The 22,500-nt window shown below is 72.1% G+C and carries 19 protein-coding genes; 10 read left to right on the forward strand and 9 right to left on the reverse strand.

Features of this window, described 5'->3' with window-relative positions; genetic code table 11:
- Both ABTX60_RS00925 and ABTX60_RS00930 read left to right on the forward strand, forming a co-directional pair.
- Positions 1–360 (forward strand): DUF742 domain-containing protein, encoded by a 360-nt coding sequence (locus ABTX60_RS00925; protein ID WP_352094938.1) that lies wholly within the window; start codon positions 1–3, stop codon positions 358–360.
- Positions 347–931 (forward strand): GTP-binding protein, encoded by a 585-nt coding sequence (locus tag ABTX60_RS00930; RefSeq protein WP_352094939.1) that lies wholly within the window; start codon positions 347–349, stop codon positions 929–931. The genes ABTX60_RS00925 and ABTX60_RS00930 overlap by 14 nt, the downstream gene beginning before the upstream one ends.
- A 74-nt stretch (positions 932–1,005) precedes the next feature.
- Here ABTX60_RS00930 and ABTX60_RS00935 read toward each other — a convergent pair whose 3' ends face one another.
- From ABTX60_RS00935 to ABTX60_RS00960, 6 genes are all read right to left on the reverse strand, one after another.
- On the reverse strand, positions 1,006–1,962 hold the full coding sequence (locus ABTX60_RS00935; RefSeq protein ID WP_352094940.1) for an ABC transporter substrate-binding protein: 957 nt from the start codon (positions 1,960–1,962) through the stop codon (positions 1,006–1,008).
- 72 nt (positions 1,963–2,034) lie between these two features.
- Positions 2,035–2,700, reverse strand: a complete 666-nt coding sequence (locus ABTX60_RS00940) for an ABC transporter permease (RefSeq protein ID WP_352094941.1) — start codon at positions 2,698–2,700, stop codon at positions 2,035–2,037.
- Positions 2,697–3,401, reverse strand: coding sequence for an ABC transporter permease (locus ABTX60_RS00945; protein WP_352094942.1), 705 nt, complete (start codon positions 3,399–3,401; stop codon positions 2,697–2,699). The genes ABTX60_RS00940 and ABTX60_RS00945 overlap by 4 nt, the downstream gene beginning before the upstream one ends.
- Complete coding sequence (locus ABTX60_RS00950) at positions 3,398–4,522, reverse strand: ABC transporter ATP-binding protein (RefSeq protein WP_352094943.1); 1,125 nt, start codon at positions 4,520–4,522, stop codon at positions 3,398–3,400. The genes ABTX60_RS00945 and ABTX60_RS00950 overlap by 4 nt, the downstream gene beginning before the upstream one ends.
- Before the next feature lie 80 nt (positions 4,523–4,602).
- Complete coding sequence (locus ABTX60_RS00955) at positions 4,603–6,060, reverse strand: sensor histidine kinase (RefSeq protein ID WP_352094944.1); 1,458 nt, start codon at positions 6,058–6,060, stop codon at positions 4,603–4,605.
- Complete coding sequence (locus ABTX60_RS00960; RefSeq protein WP_352094945.1) at positions 6,057–6,755, reverse strand: response regulator transcription factor; 699 nt, start codon at positions 6,753–6,755, stop codon at positions 6,057–6,059. Before ABTX60_RS00960 ends, ABTX60_RS00955 begins: the two co-directional genes overlap by 4 nt.
- Positions 6,756–6,961: 206 nt before the next feature.
- Between ABTX60_RS00960 and ABTX60_RS00965 the strand changes: the two genes are divergently transcribed.
- From ABTX60_RS00965 to ABTX60_RS00975, 3 genes are read left to right on the forward strand one after another with little or no spacing between them, the layout of a single operon-like run.
- Positions 6,962–8,248 (forward strand): ferredoxin reductase family protein, encoded by a 1,287-nt coding sequence (locus tag ABTX60_RS00965; RefSeq protein WP_502992261.1) that lies wholly within the window; start codon positions 6,962–6,964, stop codon positions 8,246–8,248.
- Positions 8,249–8,261: 13 nt separating this feature from the next.
- Positions 8,262–8,675 (forward strand): FMN-binding protein, encoded by a 414-nt coding sequence (locus ABTX60_RS00970; RefSeq protein ID WP_352094947.1) that lies wholly within the window; start codon positions 8,262–8,264, stop codon positions 8,673–8,675.
- A gap of 14 nt (positions 8,676–8,689) precedes the next feature.
- Positions 8,690–9,427 (forward strand): FAD:protein FMN transferase, encoded by a 738-nt coding sequence (locus ABTX60_RS00975; RefSeq protein ID WP_352094948.1) that lies wholly within the window; start codon positions 8,690–8,692, stop codon positions 9,425–9,427.
- 15 nt (positions 9,428–9,442) lie between these two features.
- On the opposite strand, the gene ABTX60_RS00980 is transcribed toward ABTX60_RS00975, so the two are convergent.
- Together ABTX60_RS00980 and ABTX60_RS00985 are read right to left on the reverse strand one after the other, a co-directional pair.
- Positions 9,443–10,384 carry a Dyp-type peroxidase gene (locus tag ABTX60_RS00980; RefSeq protein ID WP_352094949.1) on the reverse strand — a complete coding sequence of 314 codons (942 nt, stop codon included), beginning with the start codon at positions 10,382–10,384 and terminating at the stop codon, positions 9,443–9,445.
- A gap of 131 nt (positions 10,385–10,515) precedes the next feature.
- On the reverse strand, positions 10,516–10,845 hold the full coding sequence (locus tag ABTX60_RS00985) for a hypothetical protein (protein WP_352094950.1): 330 nt from the start codon (positions 10,843–10,845) through the stop codon (positions 10,516–10,518).
- Between the two features lie 163 nt (positions 10,846–11,008).
- Here ABTX60_RS00985 and ABTX60_RS00990 point away from each other — a divergent pair, with 163 nt between their 5' ends.
- Positions 11,009–14,101: a beta-N-acetylglucosaminidase domain-containing protein gene (locus ABTX60_RS00990; RefSeq protein ID WP_502992256.1), complete on the forward strand. Its 3,093-nt coding sequence runs from the start codon at positions 11,009–11,011 to the stop codon at positions 14,099–14,101.
- Between the two features lie 59 nt (positions 14,102–14,160).
- Here ABTX60_RS00990 and ABTX60_RS00995 read toward each other — a convergent pair whose 3' ends face one another.
- Positions 14,161–14,925, reverse strand: a complete 765-nt coding sequence (locus ABTX60_RS00995; RefSeq protein WP_352094951.1) for a sugar isomerase domain-containing protein — start codon at positions 14,923–14,925, stop codon at positions 14,161–14,163.
- Positions 14,926–15,093: 168 nt separating this feature from the next.
- Between ABTX60_RS00995 and ABTX60_RS01000 the strand changes: the two genes are divergently transcribed.
- The 4 genes from ABTX60_RS01000 to ABTX60_RS01015 all read left to right on the forward strand — a co-directional run bounded on the left by ABTX60_RS01000 (position 15,094) and on the right by ABTX60_RS01015 (position 22,498).
- On the forward strand, positions 15,094–15,978 hold the full coding sequence (locus ABTX60_RS01000) for a MurR/RpiR family transcriptional regulator (RefSeq protein WP_352094952.1): 885 nt from the start codon (positions 15,094–15,096) through the stop codon (positions 15,976–15,978).
- A gap of 142 nt (positions 15,979–16,120) precedes the next feature.
- Entirely contained in the window at positions 16,121–20,332 is a 4,212-nt protein-coding gene (locus ABTX60_RS01005; RefSeq protein WP_352094953.1) for a glycoside hydrolase family 38 N-terminal domain-containing protein, read from the forward strand.
- Positions 20,329–20,997: a peptidyl-prolyl cis-trans isomerase gene (locus ABTX60_RS01010; RefSeq protein ID WP_352094954.1), complete on the forward strand. Its 669-nt coding sequence runs from the start codon at positions 20,329–20,331 to the stop codon at positions 20,995–20,997. Before ABTX60_RS01005 ends, ABTX60_RS01010 begins: the two co-directional genes overlap by 4 nt.
- Before the next feature lie 127 nt (positions 20,998–21,124).
- The gene (locus tag ABTX60_RS01015; protein WP_352094955.1) at positions 21,125–22,498 is read left to right on the forward strand and encodes an extracellular solute-binding protein; all 1,374 of its coding nucleotides are present in this window, start codon (positions 21,125–21,127) and stop codon (positions 22,496–22,498) included.
- The last annotated feature ends 2 nt before the right edge of the window (positions 22,499–22,500 follow it).

Raw genomic sequence — 22,500 nt, forward strand, 5'->3', positions numbered from 1 at the left:
GTGGACGTAGGTGATCCGGCGGGCCGGCTCGTCAGGCCGTTCGCTCTGACCGGTGGCCGGACCCGGCCCAGCCGCGCCGACTTCACACTCATCTCGACGGTGACGGCGGTCGATCCGCCGCCCGACACGGCGGCCCGCTGCCAGCCCGAGCACACCCGGATCCTGCGGTTGTGCGCCGAGCCGGTCGCCGTGGCGGAGCTGGCCGCCCGGCTCGATCTGCCGGTGAGCGTGGTCGTCATCATGCTGTGCGACCTGCTGGAGGCGGGCCGGATCACCGTCCGCCCGCCGCGCCTCGTCTCCCGTACCTCCCCGGACCTGGACCTGCTGCAGAAAGTGAGGGACGGCCTTGGCCGGCTCTGACCTTGCCACTGACGCGTCTTCGGCACCCGACACGGTGAAGATCCTCATCGCCGGGGGCTTCGGCGTCGGCAAGACCACCATGGTCGGGTCGGTCAGCGAGATCGTCCCGCTGCGCACCGAGGAACCCCTGACCATGGCCGGTCTGGGCATCGACGACCTCGACGGCATCGAGGAGAAGCGGGCCACCACCGTGGCCCTGGACTTCGGCCGGATCACCCTCAGCCGGGAACTGGTGCTGTACCTGTTCGGTACGCCGGGGCAGCAGCGGTTCTGGTTCATGTGGAACGACCTGGCGCTCGGCGCGCTCGGGGCGGTGGTCCTGATCGACGTGCGCCGGCCCGAGTCCAGCTTCGCCGCGATCGACTTCTTCGAGCGCCGGGGCATTCCGTTCGTCGTCGGTGTCAACGGCTTCCACGGCGAACACCCTTATCCGCCCGAGGAGATCAGGGAGGCGCTGGCGGTGCCCGATCACGTCCGGGTGCTGTTGTGCGACGCCCGGGACCGGGAGTCGTGCCGGGACGTGCTGATCGCCCTGATCGACCAGCTGATCGCGTCGGCGGTGCAGGCGTAGGGGCGGCTGCCGCAAGGGAGCGGCCCGGGCGGTCGCGCTCGCCCGGGCCGGTTTTCCCCAAGGCCGTCAGGCCGTCAGTTCAGGCCCGCCGACTTCAGCCACGCCGTCGCCACGTCCAGCGGGTCCTTCTTCTGGAGCTGCACCTGCAGATCCAGTTCCCGGAGCGTCTTCGTGTCCAGCTTGGCGGAGACGGCGTCGAGCGCGTCGACGCCCTTCTGGGGGAGGCCGCTCTTGTTGACCAGCGGGGTGACGTTGGCGAACCCGAAGAGGTTCTCCGGGTCCTTCAGGACGACGAACTTCTCCTTCACGATGGTCGGGTCCGTGGTGAAGATGTCCGCGGCCTGGATGGTGTTCCTGGCCAGGGCCGCCTGGGTCAGCGGGCCGCCGGCGTCGAGCGCCTTGAAGGACTTGAACTCCAGGCCGTACACGGACTTCAGGCCCTTCAGGCCCTGCTGACGGGTCTGGAACTCGGGCGAACCGCCGATCACCAGGTCCGGGGCGGCGTCCTTGAGGTCCGCGAGGGTGGAGGAGGAGGTGAGCTTGTACTTGTCGGCCGTCTCGGCGTTGACGGTGACCGAGTCCTTGTCCTCGGCCGGCGAGGACTGAAGCAGCGTCAGCCTCTTGTCCAGCTTGGCCTTGACGGCCTCGTTCACCGCGTCGGACGACTTCTGCTCGGCCTTGGGGTCCAGGTAGGCCAGCAGCGAGCCGTTGTACTCCGGCAGCACGGTGACGGAGCCGTTCTTCATCAGCCCGTACGACGTCTCACGGCTGCCGATGTTGTGCTTGTAGGTGACCTCGATGCCCTTGGCCTTGAGCGCCTCGCCGTAGATGTCGGCGAGCAGGGTGCTCTCGGCGAAGTTGTTGGAGCCGACGACGACGGTGCCGGCCTTCGCCTTCCCGTCCTCGAGGGGGTTGTCGGAGGAGTCGCCGGACGAACAGCCCGCGAGCAGCGCCGCAGCGGCGGTGAGCGCGACGGCCGCCACGCTGGTGTGCCTCGTCCTGGACCTGCTGCTCTTCGCGGTGAAAGTCATTCACCGATCCAATCCAGCCGCTTTGTGATCAGTCAAGAGCACCCTGGTCACGGTTTGTTACAGACCGGACCATCAACGCCGGCGCACCCCCGGTGACACGGCCGCCCGGCCCGCCACCCAGAACAGCGCCAGCGTGACCAGGGCCAGGGCGGCCACCAGGGTGGCGCCGCCGACCACCTTCTCGTAGTCGCGCTGGTAGAGGCCGTCGACGATGTACCGGCCGAGGCCGCCCAGACTGACGTAGGCGGCGATGGTGGCGGTCGACACGATCTGGATGGCCGCCGAGCGCAGACCGCTCAGGATCAGCGGCAGCGCGACCGGCAGTTCGACCTGGAACAGGATCCGCGACTCGTGCATGCCCATGCCGCGGGCGGCGTCCACCGGGGACGGGTCGACGGTGCGCACCGCCTCGTAGGTGGTCACCAGGATCGGCGGTACGGCGAGGACGACCAGGGGGATCATCACGGGCAGCAGGCCGAAGCCCATCACGATGACGATCAGCACCAGCAGGCCGAAACTGGGCAGTGCGCGGGCCGCGGTGGCGATGAAGGCGAGGGCGTTGCCGCCCCGCCCGGTGTGCCCGGTCAGCAGCCCGACGGGCAGGCCGATCGCGGCGGCGAGGGACAGGGCGAGCAGCGCGTACTGGACGTGCTCCAGCAGACGTTGCGGGATGCCGTCGTAGCCGTGCCAGTGCGCGCTGTCGCTGAAGAAGGCGTTGACGAAGTTCAGTACGTTCACCGGGTCACGTCCTGGGGGGCGGGCAGGGGCTGCCGCACCCTGCTCTTCGGGCGCCTGCGGGTGCCGTTCGGCATCCACGGGGTCAGCGCGACGCGCAGCAGCACCAGCAGGGCGTCGCACAGGATGGCCAGGACGGCCGTGGTGATGACGGAGTTGACGGCCAGTTCGGGACGGTCGTACTTCTGCGCGTCGGCGAGGAGGTTGCCGAGGGCGCCCTGGTTGCCGATGAGGGTGCCGACGCTGACCAGGGAGATGCTGGAGACGGTGGCGACCCGGAGCCCGGCGATGATGGCGGGCACGGCGATCGGCAACTGCACCTGGAGATAGCGGGGTACGGGTCCGAAGCCCATGGCGGTGGCCGCGGCCAGGGTCTCCTGGGGCACGGACCGCACCCCGTCGACGATGGCCGGGACGAGCACCACGAGGCTGTACACGGCCAGCGGGATCATCACGGTCAGCTCGGTCTGGCCGGTGTAGTCGATGAGGACGACGAAGAAGGCCAGCGACGGGACGGCGTAGAGGACGGTGGTGGCGCCGAGCACCGGCGGGTACAGCCAGCGGAAGCGGATGCAGAGCTGGGCGAGCGGCAGCGCGAGCAGCAGTCCGGCCAGGACGGGCAGCAGGGCCTCGCGCAGATGGAGTCCGATCAGGCCGGCGTAGCTGTGCTGGAGGTCGCTCGGGATGTCGAAGAAGCCGTTCACGACGCGACCTCGGCCACATCGGCGTTGCCTGCGGCGTGGGCGCTGCGGATCGCCTCGCCGATGGCCGCCTGTGAGACCACGCCGGTCACCCGCCCGGCGTCGTCCACGGCGACGGCCCAGCCGGCCGGGGAGAGCACGGCGCAGTCGAGGGCGGCGCGCAGGGAGTCGGTGCCGGGGACGAACGGCCGTCCGTGCGGCAGGAGCCGTCCGGGGTCGATGCCGCCGGCCGTCAGGTTCGCCGGCTCGGCCCAGCCGAGGGGTTTGCCCCCGGCGTCGGTGACCAGCAGCCAGGTGGCGTCGGCGGCGGCGATCCGCTCGGCGGTGGCGTCGGCCGGGATCACCGGGCCGGTGGTCAGCGGGAGTTCGGCGGAGGGAAAGAACGACAGCCGCCGGATGCCGCGATCGGCCCCGAGGAAGTCCTCGACGAAGGCGTCGGCAGGGCTGGACAGCAGCTCGGCGGGGGGCGCGTACTGGGCGAGGTGACCGCCCTCGCGCATCACGGCGACCATCGTGCCGAGTTTGATCGCCTCGTCGATGTCGTGGGTGACGAAGACGATGGTCTTGCCCAGCTCGTCCTGGATGCGAAGCAGTTCGTCCTGGAGTCCCTTGCGCACGACCGGGTCGACCGCCGAGAACGGCTCGTCCATGAGCAGCACGGGCGGGTCGGCGGCGAGCGCCCGGGCCACGCCGACGCGCTGCTGCTGGCCGCCGGACAGCTGGTACGGGTACCGCTTGGCGAGCGCGGTGTCGAGTCCCACGCGCTCCATCAGCTCGGCCGCCCGGGCCCGGGCCTTCTGCTTGCCCCAGCCGAGCACGCGGGGCACGGTGGCGATGTTGTCGAGGATCGTGCGGTGCTGGAAGAGGCCGGCGTTCTGGATGACGTAACCCATGGACCGGCGCAGGGTGGTGACGGGGCGGCGCTGGATGTCCTCGCCGTCGAGGAGGATCGTTCCCTCGCTGGGTTCGACCATCCTGTTGATCATCCGCAGGGTGGTCGTCTTGCCGCAGCCCGAGGGTCCGACGAGGACCGTGATCGAGCGGTCGGGTATCTCCAGGGAGAGCCGGTCGACAGCCACCGTGCCGTCCGGATACCTCTTGGTGACTGATTCGATCCGTATCAAGGCGCCGGAGCCCTTCGGGTTGGCGGAAGCGTTGGCCAGGGTCGTACGGGCTGTTTCCGGACGAGTCTAGAGGGCGCCTCTCAGCGGTCCGCAGGGCGTACGTCCCGCACGGGCAGGCGCACGGTGAACACCGTCGCCCCCGGTGCGCTGTTCAGCTCGATGCGGCCGCCGTGGGCACGGACCAGGGACTGGGCGACCGCGAGGCCCAGGCCGCTGCCGCCGCGGTCGCGGCTGCGGGCCTTGTCGACACGGTAGAAGCGGTCGAAGACGCGGGCCCGGTCCTCGGGCGGGATACCCGGCCCGGTGTCGGCGACCCGCACCTCGGCGGCGCCGGGCAGGAGGGCGACCTCCACCGACACCTTCGTCCCGGCGGGGGTGTGCACGGCGGCGTTGGTCAGGAGGTTGTCGACGACCTGCCGGATGCGCAGCGGGTCCATCGGCAGCGTCACCGGGCCCGGACTCGCCAGGACGGTCAGCGGATGGCCGGGGCGGCCCGCGCGGAAGGCGTCCGCGGCCTGCCCCACCAGCTCCACCAGGTCGGCGTCCTGCACGCGCAGCGGTGTCTCCACCTCCGCCGCGTCCAGCCGGGCGAGCAGCAGCAGGTCGTCCAGGAGGATGCCCATGCGGGCGGCCTCGGCACGCAACCGGGCCAGGTGCCGGTCGCGTTCCTCGGGGGCGTTGGCGGCGGCGTACTGGAAGAGGTCGGCGTAACCGCGTACCGACATCAGGGGGGTGCGCAGTTCGTGCGAGGCGTCGGCGACGAAGCGGCGCAGCCGCTGCTCGGCCTCGGCGCGTACGGCGAGGGAGTCGTCGATGTGCTCCAACATCGTGTTGAAGGCGGTGCGCAGTTCGTCCACCTCGGGGCCGCCGTCCCGGCCGTCGGCGCGCAGCGGGAGCCGGGCCGCCGACTCGGTCAGGTCGTGCGAGGCGATGCCGTGCGCGGTGGACGCCATGTCGCTGAGCGGTTTCAGACCGCGGCGCAGCATCCGCCGGCCGAAGACGACCAGCGCGAGCAGGGCGAGGACGAAGGTGACGACCTGGATCGTGATCAGCTGCCCGACCGTGTCCTCGATGTCGTCCAGGGGCGCGGCGCTGACCAGGACCACCCCGGGCTCGACCTGGCAGGCGCGCAGCCGGTAGGAGCCCGCTTCCCCGAGGTGCTCGGTGCGCAGGATCTCCTGGTGCGCGGCGGTCTGGGCCCGGGCGAGGGAGGTGAAGTCGTCGACGTCCTTCGGCAGGTCGGCGGGGTCCTCGGGCCTGCGGAGCTCGGGTGTGCCGTTCCGCACGTCGTACACGGCGTAGAACCAGCTGTAGTACTTCTTGCCCGACAGCGTGCCGTAGTCCGCGATGCTCTTGGACTGGGCGATCTGGGCCTGCGCGAGCTGGGTGTCGAGCTGGGCCGAAAGATAGTCCCGCATGTACGTGGTCAGGGCCGTGCCGACGACGGCGAACACCACCAGGGACAGGGCACCGAGGCCGAGGGCCAGCCGGGTGCCCAGCCGCATCCTGCGGTAGGCCCGCCGCAGCCGGGCGATCACTCGGCGGCCTGCCGCAGCACGTATCCGAAGCCGCGCACGGTGTGGATGAGCGGCGAGCCGCCCTCGTCGGTCTCGTCGAGCTTGCGGCGCAGCCGGCTGACGACCAGCTCGACGACGTTGGAGCGGCCGCCGAAGCCGTACTCCCACACGTGGTCGAGGATCTGCGCCTTGGTCAGCACGGTGGGCGACTTGCGCATGAGGTAGCGCAGCACCTCGTACTCGGTCGGGGTCAGCGACAGCAGCCGCGCGCCGCGCCGGACCTCGCGGGTGTCCTCGTCCATCGTCAGGTCCCCGACCCGCAGCACGGACCGCTGGAAGGCGGGTCCGGCGCTGCGCCGCAGCACGGTCCGCAGCCGCGCCATCAGCTCCTCCACGGCGAACGGCTTGACCAGGTAGTCGTCGCCGCCGCGGGTGAGGCCGGCGACCCGGTCGGCGACGCCGTCGCGGGCGGTGAGGAACACCACCGGCACCATCGTGCCGGAGGCGCGCAGCCGGTCCAGGACACCGAAGCCGTCCACGCCGGGCAGCATCAGGTCGAGCACCACGATGTCCGGGTGGAACTCGGCGGCCCGCACCAGCGCGTCCTCGCCGGTGTACGCCGTGACCGCCTCCCAGCCCTCGTAGCGGGCGACGGTCGCGACGAGGTCGGCGATGGGCGGGTCGTCGTCGACGACGAGAAGTCGTACTTTCTCCACGCGCTCATAGTGCGGCACGCCTCCCGCGCCGCCCTAGCCGCCCGCCCTCCCGCCGCCGGATCGATAAACACTTGAAAGTCGGGCGACAGCTTCCCGACAGCTCCCGAGCGCCAAGCTCGGTGTACCAGGAGCCGATCAAGGAGCTGCCGACCGTGACGACCCTCCATCGACGTCCTCCGGCACCCCGAGCGGGGGTGCGCCCCGAAGTGGTGGGCCGCACCGGCCTGTCCGCGCTGCTGCTGGCGAACGCGGTCGTGGTGGCCGTGTTCTTCACGCAGGCCGGTTTCGCCTCGAACGCGCTGATCGTGCTGGGCCGGCTGGCCGGTCTGTACGCGGCGCTGCTCATGGCGTTCCAGCTGCTGCTGGTGGCCCGGCTGCCGTGGTTCGACCGGCGGATCGGCATGGACCGGCTGACGTCCTGGCACCGCTGGACGGGCTTCTCGGTGCTGTGGCTGCTGCTGTCGCACGCGGTGTTCATCGTCTTCGGCTACGCGCAGGCCTCGTCCCTGGACCCGGTGAACCAGCTGGTGGACCTCGCCGAGACGGTCGAGGGCGTGCTGCGGGCGATCGTCGCGCTGGCGGTCATCCTGGTGGTCGGCGCGGTCTCGGCCCGCTACGCCCGGCGCCGGCTGGCGTACGAGACCTGGCACTTCATCCACCTGTACACCTACGTGGCGGTGGTGCTGGCGTTCACCCACCAGGTCACGGCGGGGACGACGTTCGCCTCGTCGCAGGTCGCGACGGGCTACTGGTACGTCCTGTGGGGCGCGGCCCTCGCCGCGGTGTTCGCCGGCCGGCTGGTGCTGCCGCTGTGGCGCAACCTCCGCCACCGGCTGCGGGTGACGGCCGTCGTCCCGGAGAACGACAACGTCGTGTCCGTCTACGTCACGGGCCGCGACCTGGACCGGCTGCCGGCCCGGGCGGGGCAGTTCTTCCTGTGGCGCTTCCTGACCAAGGACCGCTGGTGGCAGGCGAACCCGTTCTCCCTGTCGGCCGCCCCGGACGGCCGGACGCTGCGCCTGACCGTCAAGCGGGCCGGTGCCGGCAGCGCGGCCCTGCGGCACCTGAAGGTCGGCACGCGTGTCTTCGCCGAGGGCCCCTACGGCGCCTTCACCACCCTGCACCGCACCCGCCCCGACGCCGTGCTCATCGCCGGTGGCGTCGGTGTCACGCCGATCCGGGCGCTGCTGGAGGAACTGCACGGCCACGCGGTCGTGATCTACCGGGTGGCCACGGACCGGGACGCCGTCCTCTACGACGAACTGCGCGACCTCGCGCTCGTCAGGGGGGCCGAGCTGCACCTGGTGACCGGCACGCCCGTGCCCGACCGGCTGGCTGCGCCGGAGCTCGCCCGGCTGGTGCCGGACCTCGCGGAGCGGGACGTCTACCTGTGCGGCCCGCCGCCGATGATGAACGCGGTGCTCGGCAGCCTGCGCGAACTGGGTGTGCCGGGGCCGCAGATCCACTTCGAACGCTTCGGCCTGGCCGGATGACGAGGAGAGATTCGTGAAGCGCGCCCTGCCCGTCCTCGTCCTCAGTGTCGCGGGCCTGATCCCGCTCTGGCGCTACGCGCCCTCGCAGGACACCGGTTCGTCCTCCGCCCCCGCCGAGGCGGCGGCTCCGGCGTCCACCCCCTCGGCCTCCTCGTCGGGCGGCACCACGACCACGGTCGTGTCGGGGTCCCTGGTCGACACCGAGAAGGGCCCGGTGCGGGTCGAGGTCACCTTCGACGGCGACCGGATCGCCTCGGTGCGGATGCTCCGGCAGCCGGACCACCCGCAGACCACGGCCGCCGTGCCCCGGCTGATCGAGGAGACACTCCAGGCGCAGAGCGCCGACATCGACACGGTGTCGGGCGCGACGATCACCAGCGACGGCTACAAGGAGTCGCTCCAGGCCGCCCTCGACGCGAGGGGCTGAGCGGGATGAGGGGGATGCGGCGCGTCGAGCACGTCATGGGGTTCCCGGTGTCGGTACGGATCGACGACGCGGACGTCCCCGAGGCGGCGGTGGACGGCCTGTTCGCCTGGCTGCGCGAGGTCGACGCGCGGTTCAGCCCGTTCCGCCCGGACAGCGAGGTGTCCCGGCTGGACCGGGGCGAGGTGCGCGAGCCCGGTCCGGAGCTGCGCGAGGTGCTGGACCTGTGCGAGGAGTACCGGATCGCCACCGGGGGAGCCTTCGACGCGCGGCTGCCCGGCCGCGGTCTGGACCCCTGTGCCGTGGTGAAGGGCTGGTCGGTGCAGCGGGGAGCGGAGCTGCTGTCGGCGGCGGGTGCGCGCCGCTTCTGCCTCAACGCCGGCGGCGACGTGATCGCCTCCGGCGGCCCCTGGCGCGTCGGCGTGCGCCACCCCGAACACGCCGACCGGCTCTGCACGGTCCTGGATGTCACGGACCGGGCCGTGGCGACCTCCGCCCGCTACGAACGCGGCGACCACATCCTCGACGGGCGCACCGGCCGCCCCGCGACCGGCCTGCTCAGCCTGACCGTGGTGGCCCCGACCCTGACCGAGGCGGACACGGTCGCGACGGCGGCCTTCGCACTCGGCGCGGAGGGCGTCGGGTGGGCCGCCGCCCGCGAGAACTGCGAGGTGTTCGCGGTGGACGCGGACCGGAGGGTGCTGCGCACTGCCGGATTTCCGGCGGCTGGGACGGACACGGTCGCGGCCGCGTGAGCCGGGTGGTGCCGGTCAGCCGCTGCCCGGCAGATCCTCCAGGAAGCCCGCCGGCGGCACGAAGAACAGGCTGCCGGTGACGGCACGCGAGTAGTCCAGCAGTGGGTCGGGGCCCGAGCCCGGCCCGCCGAGGAACATCTTGCGCAGCATCGTCTCGGGTATGCCGGGCGTCGCCGCGTACGCCACGAAGTACGTGCCGAACTCTCCGTGCCCGGGCCTGCCGAAGGGCATCGCCGACCGAAGGATCCTCAGCTCCGCGCCGTCCGGGCCGAGGACGGTGTTGACGTCCTTGTGCGAACCGGGTGCGTCGAGTTCCAGGTTGGTGAGTTTGGTGCGGCCGATCACCTTCTCCTGCGCCTCGACGGCGAGCGCGTCCCAGGCGTCCACGTCGTGCAGGTATTTCTGCACCAGGGCATAACTGCCGCCCCGGAAGCCGGGATCCTCATCGCCGACCAGTGCGGCGTCCGCCGCGGCCTGCCCGACCGGGTTCTCGGTGCCGTCGACGAAGCCGAGGAGGTTGCGCGAGTCGAAGTAGGAGAAGGCCTGCGTCTCGTCCCGCACGGTGACCGCGCCGCGCAGCCGCCGCACCAGCTCGGCGGCCAGCGCGAAGCACAGGTCGGTGCGGGCGGCCCTGATGTGGAAGAAGAGGTCGCCCGGGGTGGACGGCGCGTGGTGCCGGGGTCCGGCCAGTTCGCGGAACGGGTGCAGTTCGGCGGGCCGGGGGCCGCCGAACAGCCGTCCCCACGCCCGGGATCCGACCCCGGCGACGCAGCCGAGGCCGCCGTCGGGGCTGGGGAAGCCCACGGAGCGCACCAGGCCCGCGAGCGAGCCCAGTGCCTCCCGTACGGCGTCTTCCCCGCCGGGTTCGATCGTCGCGACCAGGAACACCGCGACCGACGCCGGTGGGTTCGGCGCCGGCTGCGGCAGCGTCTCGCCCGAGGGCAGCGGTGACGTCATGGCTTCCCATCCCTTCGCCCGGACGGCACGGCCCGCCCGCTCCCCCTCCGGGACGGCACGGCCCACGCCCCTGACACGATGCCCAGCGAACAGGCGGCCGGAACTCCCTTAACGGGGCGGGCAGTTGTCGGTCACTCCGCCGGCGGCATCTTGACGTCCCACGGCCCGAGCGGCACCGCATCCCCGGGTGAGGACCGGGTCGGGGACGGTGCCGACGCAGGTGATGCGTCCGGCCTCGGGGAGACGGGGGGTGGCGGGCCGACGGCCGAAGTGCGGGTGCTCGTAGGACGCCAGGTCCCGGCGCCCCGCGACGACAGCCCGTCCGCCCGGTGCAGGGCGTGCGCGCCGGGCGACAGGGTGAGGGCTTTCGTGCCGGTGACGGGCAGCGGACCGGACACGTTGCCGAGCTCGTCGTACGTCACCCCGGCGGCTCGGCGGGCCGGCCCGGCCGCCGTGGTCACGCCGGCGCGGGGTCCGGCAGTCGGCGTCGACGGCCGGGGCCGAACCCGCTCCCCCACACCCCATTGATTGATTCATTCAGCATCTCTAGCATCACTTGGTGGCTCCATTCACCTCTTCCTCTCCGGCCCGGGGACATGCGCCCGCGGCCCCGAAGGAGCATCCGTGTTCCCAGCCACTCGCGTCAGACCGCCCGCAGCCGCGCTGCTGCTGGCGCTGAGCCTCCTCCTCACGCAGGCACCGGCCGCCGACGCCGCGCCGACGCCGCCCCCGCAGAGCGCCCCACCCCAGGTGTGGCCGCAGCCCCGGCACATGGACGCGGGGACCGGCCGGTTCCCGGTGCCCGACCGGGTGGTGGCGGTAGTCGGGCGCGACACCGACGCGTCGGCACGCCGGCTCGTCGAGACCGTCCTGCGCCACGCCGGGGCCAAGCACATCGACACGGTCACCGAGCCGCCGGCACGGGCCGGATTCACCGTCTTCCTCGGCGGTCCGAGGGAGAACGCCGCCACGGCCCCGGCCCTGCGCCGCCTGCACGCCCCCTCCCCCGCCGGGCTGCCCTCCGGCGGTTACGTCCTCGCCTCGGGCCGCGGCGCCGGCCGCACCGTCCTCGCCTTGTCCGGCGCCGACGCCACGGGCACGTTCTACGCCGCCCAGACGCTGCGTCAGCTGGTCACCCGGACCGTGCCGCAGGTGACCGTCCGGGACTGGCCCACCGCCCCCCTGCGCGGAGTGGTCGAAGGCTTCTACGGCGCCCCGTGGTCGCACGCCGAACGGCTGAGCCAGCTCGACTTCTACGGCCGCACCAAGCAGAACGTCTACGTCTACTCCCCCAAGGACGACGCGTATCTGCGCGAGCGCTGGCGGGACGAGTACCCGTCCGCGGAACTGGCGCAGTTGCGGGAACTGGTCGACCGGGCCCGCGCCAACCACGTCCGCTTCACCTACGCCCTCTCCCCCGGCCTGTCCGTCTGCTACTCCTCGGACGCCGACATCGCGGCCCTCACCCGCAAGTTCGACTCGCTGTACGCCATCGGCGTGCGGTCGTTCGCGATCCCGCTGGACGACATCAGCTACACGAAGTGGAACTGCGATGCCGACGAGCGGGAGTTCGGCACGGGAGGCGGCGCCGCCGGGGCGGCCCAGGCGCATCTGCTGAACCGGGTGTGGCAGGACTTCTCCGCGGGTCACCCGGGCCTCGAACCGCTGGAGATGGTCCCCACCGAGTACTCCGACCTCGCCGACTCCCCCTACAAGAAGGCGCTGCGGGAGAGGCTGGACCCGTCCGTGGTCGTGGAGTGGACCGGCGTCGGGGTGATCGCGCCGACCGTCACCGCCGACCAGGTCGAGCAGGCCCGTGCGGTCTACGGCCATCCGATCCTGCTCTGGGACAACTACCCGGTGAACGACTACGTCACCAGCCGGCTGCTGCTCGGCCCCTACACCGGCCGCGAGCCCGGCGTGGCGAAGGCGGTGACCGGGGTGACGGCCAACCCGATGGTGCAGGGCGAGGCGAGCCGGATCGCCCTGTTCACCTCCGCCGCCTACCTGTGGAACCCGGACGCCTACGACCCACGGGCGGCGTTCCTCGCCTCCGTGCGCGACTTCGCCGGGCCCGGCGCCGCCCCGTGGCTGCGCATCTTCGCCGAGAACAACCACTCGTCCCAGCTGGACCCGACCGAGTCCCCCACCCTGAGCGCGCTCATCTCCCGGTTCCGCACGGCGTACGAGAAGGACTCCGGCCTCGGCCCCGCCGCCGAGGCGCTCCGCTCGTACTTCGCCCGTATGGCGGCCACGCCCGCCGAACTCCGCTCCCACCTGCGCAATCCGGGCTTCCTGAAGGAGACCGCGGCCTGGCTGGACAAGCTCGGCCGCTACGGCACCGCCGGGCGGACGGCCGTGGACCTGCTGCTGGCGGGCAAGAAGGGCGACACCGAGGCGGTCAGCACGTACTGGACCCGGCTCAGGGCCCAGCGCAAGGAACTCGACGCCACACCCGAGCAGGTGGCGCCGGGCGTGATGGACCCGTTCCTCTACTCGGCGATGACGGCGAACGCGCCCGACCCGGGCGTGGACGCCGCGTTCACACCCGGGTCCGTCAGCCTGGAGCCGGGGGGTTCCGCCGAGGTGACGCTCTCCTTCTCCGACGCCTCGGCGAAAACGGTCGCGTGGAAGCTGACCGTCCCCGACGGGGTCACCGTCTCGCCCGTTTCCGGCACCGCGACCGTCCCGGCCGGGGGCAGCGCCTCCACGACCGTGACCGTCACGGCCCGGGCGGGCGCCTCCGACGGGGTGCGGTCCGTCGTGGTGACGGGCGAGGGCGTGGTCAGCCGTGCGATCCCGGTGCGGGTCACCGACGGCACGGGGTCACCGAGGGCGCTGACCGCCGACTTCAGCGGGGCGTCGGTCAGTTCGATCGACCTGACCTCGAGGAAGACCACGGCCATCCCGGTGGGCGCCAACCCCGGTGAGATCGTGACCAGTTCGGACGGGCGCACCGCCTACGCGGCAGCCCAGGGCGCGAACACGGTCAGCGTGATCGACGTGGCACAGGGGAAGGTCACCGCCACGGTCCCGGTCGGCAAGGTACCCGCAGGGCTCGCGCTCACCCCGGACGGCCGCACCCTCTGGGTCGCCAACTACGGGGACGGCACGGTCCAGCCCGTCGACACGGCCTCCCTCACCGCGGGCGCTCCCGTACGGGTCGGCAACGGGCCGGAGAACCTCGCCGTCACGCCGGACGGACGAACGCTCTACGTGCCCAACATCAAGGACAACACCGTCACCCCCGTGGACCTGGCCACCCGTGAGGCCCAGGCCGCCGTCCCCGTGGGCCCGGGCCCCTTCAACGTCGTGGCCGCGCCGGACGGGAAGACCGTGTACGTGTCCAACTCCGGTGGTTCCACGGTCACTCCGATCGACACGGCCACGAACGACACCGAGCCGACGCTCCTGGTCGCCGGCCAGGCCTACGGTCTCGCCCTGTCGCCGGACGGCCGGACCCTGTGGGTCAGTCCCAGTACCGGCGACACCGTCACGCCCCTCGACACGGTCACCGGCGCCCAGGGCAGGACGGTGAAGGCCGGCAGGTCCGCCTTCGACGTCGCCCTGGACTGGAACGGCGCCACCGCGTACGTCACCACGGCCGACGCGGGCGCCCTGGTCCCGTTCGACACGGCCTCCGGGGCCGTCGGGACACCGCTGACGACCGGCGCGTATCCACTGGCCGTGGCACTGACACCGGTACCGGTGCGGTGACGCGGGACGGCCGGGGCCCCCGGTGAGGGGCCCCGGCCGTCGGGATCGGAGGAACGGGCTCAGCTCGCCGTGCGGCGTATGCGGCCCGCGTACTTCCCCTCCAGCTCCAGGTTGCCCTCGAAACCACCGGGCACGTTGGCGGAGACGTAGACCGGGGGGCGTTCGCCGGCGGCGAGGAGGCGGCCGGCCGCCTCGGCGACCGTCATCTGGACCAGCATCGCGCCGGTGAGCGTGGACAGGGCGCAGACCGCGCCGCCGCCGGGGAGTTCGAGCAGGGCGTCACCGCGCGGCGCCGCGTTGTCGAGGACGACGTCGGCGATGTCGGCGAGCTTGTGGCCGCTCGGGTGGGCGGCGGGGACGGCCCGGCTGTGGGCGAGGGAGGTCAGGGCCAGGACGCGGTGGCCGCGTTCCCGGGCCCGCAGGGCCATCTCCACGATCACGTTGTTGACACCGGAGTTGGAGATGACGACGAACAGGTCCTGGGGGCGCGGGCCGGCGAGGTCGTAGAGCCGGTCGGCCACCCCCGCCCGGCGTTCGAGGAGCGGGTCGTCGAGGACGGACGGGTCCTCACCGCCGTAGAGGACGAGGTCGGCGATGCTGAGCCGGTTGGTGGGGACCAGTCCGCCGGCGCGGCCCGCGAGTTCCAGGACGAGAGCCTGGGAATGGCCGGTGCCGAAGGCCTGGACGACTCCGTCCGCGCGCACGCACTCGGCGACCAGGTCCGCCGCGGCGGCCACGGCGTCACGGGAGGACTCCACGACGCGCTCCAGGACGGTGCGGCTCTCCCGCGCGAACCCCTGGGCGCTCACAGACTCGACGGACATCGCGACACTCCCCACTGAAGACTCCCAGCCGAAGACCTACCCAGCTGATGGATTGAATCACCCTACACTTACTCATGGGTGAATCAATGAATCACACCCGGCATCGGCCGGGAACCGGGTCCTGGTATTCAATCCACGCGCAGAAGGGTGGCTGGTACCTTCTCCCTCATGCCTCCCACGGACGTCACGACACTGATCCGTACCGAGCTGCCCCGGCTGGCCGGCTCCCTGCGCAAGGTCGGCGAGCTGATCCTGGAGGATCCCGCAGCCGTCACCCACTGCTCGGCCGCCGAGCTGGGCCGCCGCACCGGCACCTCCCAGGCCACGGTGACCCGTTTCTGCCGCGCCATCGGGCTCGACTCCTACCAGCACCTGCTGATCGAACTGGCCCAGGAGCGCGGCCGCGGCGAGGCCTCCGACTGGGGCACCGCCGAGATCGGCCCGGACATCTCGCCCGACGACAGCCTGGAGCGGGTCGTGCAGGTCGTGGGCACCGCGGACCTGCGGGCCATCCAGCAGACCATCGACCGGATCGACCTCGACGCCCTGGAGCGCGCCGCCCAGGCCCTGGCCAAGGCCAGGCGGATCGACGTCTACGGCGTCGGGGGCAGCGGCGCGGTGGCGCACGAGACCGAGACCCGGCTGTTCCGCATCGGCTGCTCCGTGCGCGGCTGGACCGAGGTGCACGCCGCGGCCACCTCGGCCGCCCTGCTGACCCCGGCGGACGTGGCCATAGGCATCTCCCACTCCGGGGCGACCCGGGAGACCCTCGAACCGTTCGAGATGGCCAAGGAGCGCGGCGCCACCACCGTCGCCCTCACCACCGACCCGCGCTCGCCGCTGTCCCGGGCCGCTGACATCCGGCTCATCTCCTCGTCCTCCGAGACCAGCTTCCGCGCCGAGAGCATCAGCAGCCGGCACTCGGTCCTGATGCTCATCGACTGCCTCTACGTCCGGGTCGCCCAGCTCTCCTACCAGCGGGCGAGCGCCTCACTGGCACTGACCGACCACATCGCCGGGCAGCACGCGGTGAAGTCGCGGCGGGCCAGGTGAGCCCGGCCCGCACCGTGGAGAACCGCGGTCGGGCATGGCCAGGTGTGCATGGATGAACCACCAAGTTGACGTGAAGATGGTTGTTTGAATCACTCCTGCCGTGCAGGATGGGGCTCCCCCCAGCGCACCTCGTAGGAGCCCCATGCGCGTCACCTCTGTCGAGTCGACCGAGCTCTTCACCGGGACCACCGAACACCCGCTCCAGGTGGTGGCCGTCGAACTGAGCCACACCCCGGGCCGGGCCGTCCGGCTCACCGTGGAGGGGCCGGGCCTCAGCGGCACCGCGGAGACCACCGTGGGTGGGGACGGCACCGTACGCGCCGAGATACCCGTCACCGGCGAGGACCTGGTCCCCGGCGACCGCCGCCGGATCACGGTCACCGCCGCGGACGGGAACGAGGTCACCACCCGCACGGGTGAGTTCACCGCCGCCCAGCCCGGCTGGACCATGTTCATGGTCAGCCACTTCCACTACGACCCCGTCTGGTGGAACACCCAGGGCGCCTACACCGAGACCTGGGACGTCGCCGACGACCCGGCGACGAGCGGCCTGCCCGCCCGCACCTTCGACTCACGCGGCCAGTCCGGCATGAGCCTGGTGCGCGCCCACTGCGACCTGGCCCGCCGCGACCCGGCGTACACCTTCGTCCTCGCGGAGGTCGACTACCTCAAGCCCTACTGGGACTCCTTCCCGGAGGAGCGGGCCTTCCTGCGGCAGCTGATCCGCACCGGCCGCGTGGAGATCATGGGCGGCACCTACAACGAGCCCAACACCAACCTCACCGGCGCCGAGGCTACGGTCCGCAACGCCCTGTACGGCGACGGCTTCCAGCGCGGGATCATCGGGGCCCGTCCCGAAACCGCCTGGCAACTGGACGCGTTCGGGCACGACCCGCAGTTCCCGGGGCTGATGGCGGACGCGGGACTCGGCTCCAGTTCCTGGGCGCGCGGACCGTTCCACCAGTGGGGGCCGACCCTGTCGGTGTTCGGCGAGGAGCCGAGGGACCCGGGCCGGATGCAGTTCCCGGCCGAGTTCGACTGGATCGCCCCCTCGGGACGCGGACTGCTGACGGCGTACATGGTCAACCACTACGGCGCCGGCTGGGCGATCGACAACGCGCCCACCCTGCCCGAGGCGGAAGCGGCCGCGTACACGCTCTTCCAGCGGCTCAAGCAGGTCGCGCTCACCCGCAACGTGCTGCTCCCGGTCGGCGGGGACTACGCGCCGCCGTGTCGCTGGGTGATGGACATCCACCGCGACTGGAACGCCCGCTACGTCTGGCCCCGCTTCATCAGCGCGATCCCGCGGGACTTCTTCGCCGCCGTGCGGGCGGAGCTGGAGGCGGAGGGCCGCAAGGCCTCCCCGCAGACCCGCGACATGAACCCGGTGTACACCGGCAAGGACGTCTCCTACATCGACACCAAGCAGGCCCAGCGGTACGGCGAGACCCTCCTCGCCGACGCCGAGGCCTGGGCGACGCTCGCCTCGCTCGTCACCGGCCGGCCGTATCCGGACGCGGCCCTGGACAAGGCCTGGCGGCAACTCGTCTACGGCGCACACCACGACGCCATCACCGGCTCCGAGTCGGACCAGGTGTACATCGACCTGATGACCGGCTGGCGCGAGCTGCACGACCTGGCCGTGAGCGTGCACGGGGACGCGACCCAGGCCCTGGCCGACCAGGTGGCTCCCGGCGACGGCTCCGACCTGGTCGTCTTCAACTCCGCGACCTGGCCGCGGCGGGACGTACTGACGATCGACGACCCGGGCCTGGTGCCGCGGGATCTCCCCGCGGTCCGCGAGGACGGCCGGCTCCACGTCGTCGTCCCGGACGTGCCCGGCATGGGCCTGAAGGCGTTGCCGCTCGCCGAGGGCACCGCCCCCGGCTGGGAGCCCGCCGACGGCCTCACCATCCGCAACGAGTTCTACGAGGTGACGGTCGACCCGGCGCGCGGCGGTGGCGTGAGCAGCCTGCGCGCCCTGGCCGAGGGCGGCCGGGAGCTGCTGCGCTCCGGGGACATCGGCAACGAGATCGTCGTCCAGGAGGAGTACCCGAGGCACCCACGCTTCGGCGAGGGCCCCTGGCACCTCACGCCGACCGGCACGACAGCCGCCCGCGGCCGGGACGTGACCGCCGAGGTGCGCGCCGAGCGCTCCGCGGCCGGTTCCCGCGTCACCGTCACCGCCGACCTAGGCCTCTTCCGGTACACCCAGCGGCTGACGCTGTGGCAGGGCGTCGACCGGCTCGACGTCACCACGACCGTCGACGGGTACGACGGCGAGGACCGGCTGATCCGGGTGCGCTGGCCGTCGGACGTGCGGGGCGGGCTGCCGGTGCACGAGGTGGCGGACGCGGTGATCGGGCGCGGCTTCGGGTTCGTGGAGGTGGACAGCGAACGGTTCCCTTGGACGCTGGACAACCCGGCGAACACCTGGTTCGGCCTCGGCTCCACCGCCCGGGTCGCCGTCCACGACGACTCCGGCACCCTCCTCGGCCACCGGTCCATCGGCGTCGCCGAACTCGTGTACCCGGACTGGGACATCGCGGGCGAGCTCGGCGCCCCGCTCGCGGCGGCCCTGGTCCGCGCCGGGGTCACGGCGACCTCGACCATCGCGGGCGGCCCCCGCTACGGCGACCTGGAGGTCGACTCCAACCTCCCCGACATCCGGATCACCGTCGGCGGCCCCGAGCGGAACTCCGTGACCGCCGAGGCGCTCGGCTGGGACCCGGCGGCCGCACGGGAACTCAGGCGGCAGCTCGCCGAGCGGGGCGTGGCGGCCGTCTGGGTCGCGCCGCGCGCCTGTCTGCGCGAGGAGTGGATCCCAGGCGCGGACCTGCGCGATCTGGAACGCCTGCCGCTGCTGGTGGTGGCGGGTGCCCGTCCCGAGGACGACGCCAAGGCGGTGGACGCGCTGATCGCCGACCTGGACGACTTCACGGTGACGGCCACGGCGGCCGGCGGCGGCGAGGCCCTGCCTCCCGGTGACGCCTGGGACGGCCGCAGCTTCGCCGTCCTCAACCGCGGCACACCCGGCTGCGTGATCACCTCCTCCGGTGACCTCTACATGTCCCTGATGCGTTCCTGCTCCGGCTGGCCCTCCGGGATCTGGATCGACCCGCCGCGCCGGACCGCCCCCGACGGCTCGGGGTTCCAGCTCCAGCGCTGGTCCCACACGTTCGAGTACGCCGTCGTCGCGGGTACCGGCGACTGGCGGGACCTGCGGCTGCCGCGGGCGGGCCACGCCTACAACCGCCCGCTCACGGCACGGCTGAGGCGGTCCGCCGGCGGCTCCCTGTCCCGCGAGTCGGCCCTGCTGGGGCTGGAGCCGGCCGGCGAGGTGCTCCTCGACGCGCTCAAGCCGGCCGGCTCACCGCTGGCCCGGGGCAGCGAGGCACGCGTCGATCCGGGGCAGGGCGTCGTCGTCCGGGTGCACGAGGTCGACGGGCGCCCGGTGCGGGCACGGGTCACCGGACCCACGGGCTGGTCGTCGGGCGCCCGCGCGGACGTCCTGGAGACACCCGGAGCACCCCTGGCCCCGGACGGTGGGGGCGTTCTCGAAACCGGCCTGACCGGCTTCGAGGTCGCCACGCTCCTGGCCGCACCGGCGGCCGGCAGGACACCGTCGCCGGGCCCCGGCGTCGAGGCCCACGAGCCCGCGCAGCCCGTCGCCACCCGCTACTGGCTGCACAACTCCGGCCCGGCGCCCCGCGGCAACATGCCGGTCGCCGTCTACCTCTCCCCCGCCGCCCTCACGGCCGACGGCCCCGTCACCGCGACGGTCCGGGTCTCCTCGGAGCTGACCGACGCCCCGGCGTCCGGCACGGTGACCTTCGAGGTCCCGCCGGGCTGGACCACCGAGCCCGCCGAACTGCCCTACACCCTCGGCCCGTCCGGCTTCACCCTCACGGACGTCACGGTCACACCGCCCCCGGCCCCCGAGCCCGGCCGCCACCGGCTGGCCGCCCGGCTGTCGTACGGCGGCCAGACGTACGAGGACGTCGTCGCCCTGGACGTCCCCGGCGGGCACACCGGCCCGACCCTGGTGGCGGACCTGGCAGCCGACCGGGTGACCGTCCGGCGGGGCGAACGGGCCAGGGTCCCGGTGGCCCTGCGCAATCCCACGCGCGGCCGCGTCGACGGCACGCTCTGGGCCGTCTCCTCCTGGGGCACCTGGCCCGGCGTCACCCCGGGCTGCCAGGGCTTCACGGTGCCGGGCGGGGAGCAGGCCGAGGCCGTGATCGAGGTGGACGGCGACGCGGTGCCTCCGGGTTCGTACTGGCTGATGGCGAAGGTGGCCTGGCACGGCTGCGTGGCGTACACGAAGACGGTGGAGCTGGTGGTGACGCCATGAGGGAGAGTTCGGCGGCGCGCGTCAACGGCAGGGCGGTCCCGGAACAGCGCGTGGAAGCATTCCTGGGCCGCAACGCCCCAAGGGGCGCGAGGCTGTATCGATCTGCGGCTCCGCCGCGGGGCGCGACCGGCCACAGCGCGGCCGCACCCGCGCGACGGCAGCGCCAGCAACGACGCTGGGCGACCCAGGTGGTCGTCACCGACGAACTGGCCCGTCGGGCCTGCGCGGAAAGGGGCCTCGAGCCACCGGACGATCTCGAACCGATGAGCCTCCTCACCATCCCGGAAACCGACGTCGCCGACCTCGGCAGCATCGTCGCCGCGGCCCTCGCCCACTCCCCGGCCGCCCGAGCCCTCCTCGCCGACCTGGAGCAGGAACAGCACGTCCCCGGCCCGGCCGTACGTGACTACTACGACCGCAACCGGGACCGCTTCCTCACCCCCGACGCCCTGCGCCGCGGCGTGGACCCGTACGACGATCCGGACCCCGCGGACATCCAGCCGTACCGGCGGGTCCGCGACGGCATCGCACAGGAGCTGCGCCGGGCCGCGGCGCGGCGCGCGTTCTTCACCTGGCTCGACGAGGCCCGGGCCGGCGTCGAGTACGCCGAGGGCCACGAACACCCCGGCGATCCCTCGCACCCGGACCACGAACACCGGCACTGATCGCCGCAAGCAACCGAACAGCAACACCGCAAACCATTGACCTCCGATGAATTCTGGTCCACATTTTCATCAATCGAAGTCCAACTTGGTGATTTGAGCCAGCACGACTGGCCCCAGGAGGGCAGCAATGCGCACAAGAAGACTCACCGGATCCCTGACCTGCCTGGTCGTGCTGACGCTGACGGCGGCCGGCTGCGGCCTGTCCGGCGGTGGTTCCGGCGACGGCGACACCACGGCCGGCGGCTGCAAGGTCGACAAGGGCAACGTCGGTTCCGGCAAGCTCTCCGGCGAGGTCAAGGGAAAGATCACCTTCCAGACGACCAACCTGAAGAAGGACTTCGGGAAGTACTTCAACGGAGTCATCGACGCCTTCGAGCAGGCGCACCCCGGCACGAAGGTCAACTGGATCGACGACCCGGGCGACGCCACCTTCACCCAGCGCCTGGTCGCCGACGCCCAGGGATGCACCCTGCCGGACGTGGTGAACATCAACGTCAACACGGCGGTGGCACTGACGAAGAACGGCTACCTGCTGAACCTGGACGACAAGGCTCCGGACGCGGGCAAACCGTTCGCCCCCGCGCTGTGGAAGTCCAGCATGTACGCCGACGCGGACGGCACGAAGGTGCACAGCGTGCTGCCCTGGTACTCCGGCGGCATCGTGCAGACCTTCAACACCACCCTGATGAAGAAGGCGGGCCTGGACCCGGCGAAACCTCCGACGACCGTCCTCGGGCTGTTCGACGACGCGGAGAAGGTCGCCAAGGTGTCCGGCGGCAAGTACTACGCGTTCCTCGCCAACCCGCAGCTGCGCATCCCCGCCGACTGGCAGCAGATGGGCATCGAGGTCCTCTCCGGCAACGGCAAGAAGTTCACCTTCGCCGACGACCCGAAGACGGCGCAGTGGGTGGAGGCCATGACCAAGCTCTACAAGGCCGGCGGCATGCCCCGGGACTCGCTGTCCTCCACCCAGGACCCCGCCAACGTCTACGGCCAGGGCAAGCTGGTCTACGGGCCCACCAACCCCAACTTCCTGCGATTCATCCAGCAGAACAACCCGAGCGTCTACAAGAAGACCGGTGTCGCCCGCTACATGCTGGACGCCCTCGGCCACACCGTCGGCGCCCCGCAGTACATCGGTGTCGCCTCCACCAGCAAGAACGCCTCCACGGCACTGGCCTTCGCGCGGTTCCTGACCAACGCGGAGAACCAGCTGGAGTGGGCGAAGGACCCGAACGTCGTCATCTTCCCGTCCACCACGGCCTCCCTGAACGACCCGTTCTTCCAGTCGGTCAAGGGCGACGACCCGTTCGCCGAGGCCCGCAAGATCGTCGCCGGCGACCGCAAGACCGCCACGGCCGACGAGATCGCCCTGACACCCGGTGAACTGAACGCCATATCGGCCCAGATCCAGCTGGCCATGCAGGGCAAGAAGAGCGCCGAGGACGCGCTCAAGGAGGCGCAGTCCAAGGCGAACCAGCTCATCGAGCAGGGCAGTTGAGG

Source organism: Streptomyces sp. NPDC126510, assembly GCF_040302345.1.
Taxonomy (GTDB): Bacteria; Actinomycetota; Actinomycetes; order Streptomycetales; family Streptomycetaceae; genus Streptomyces.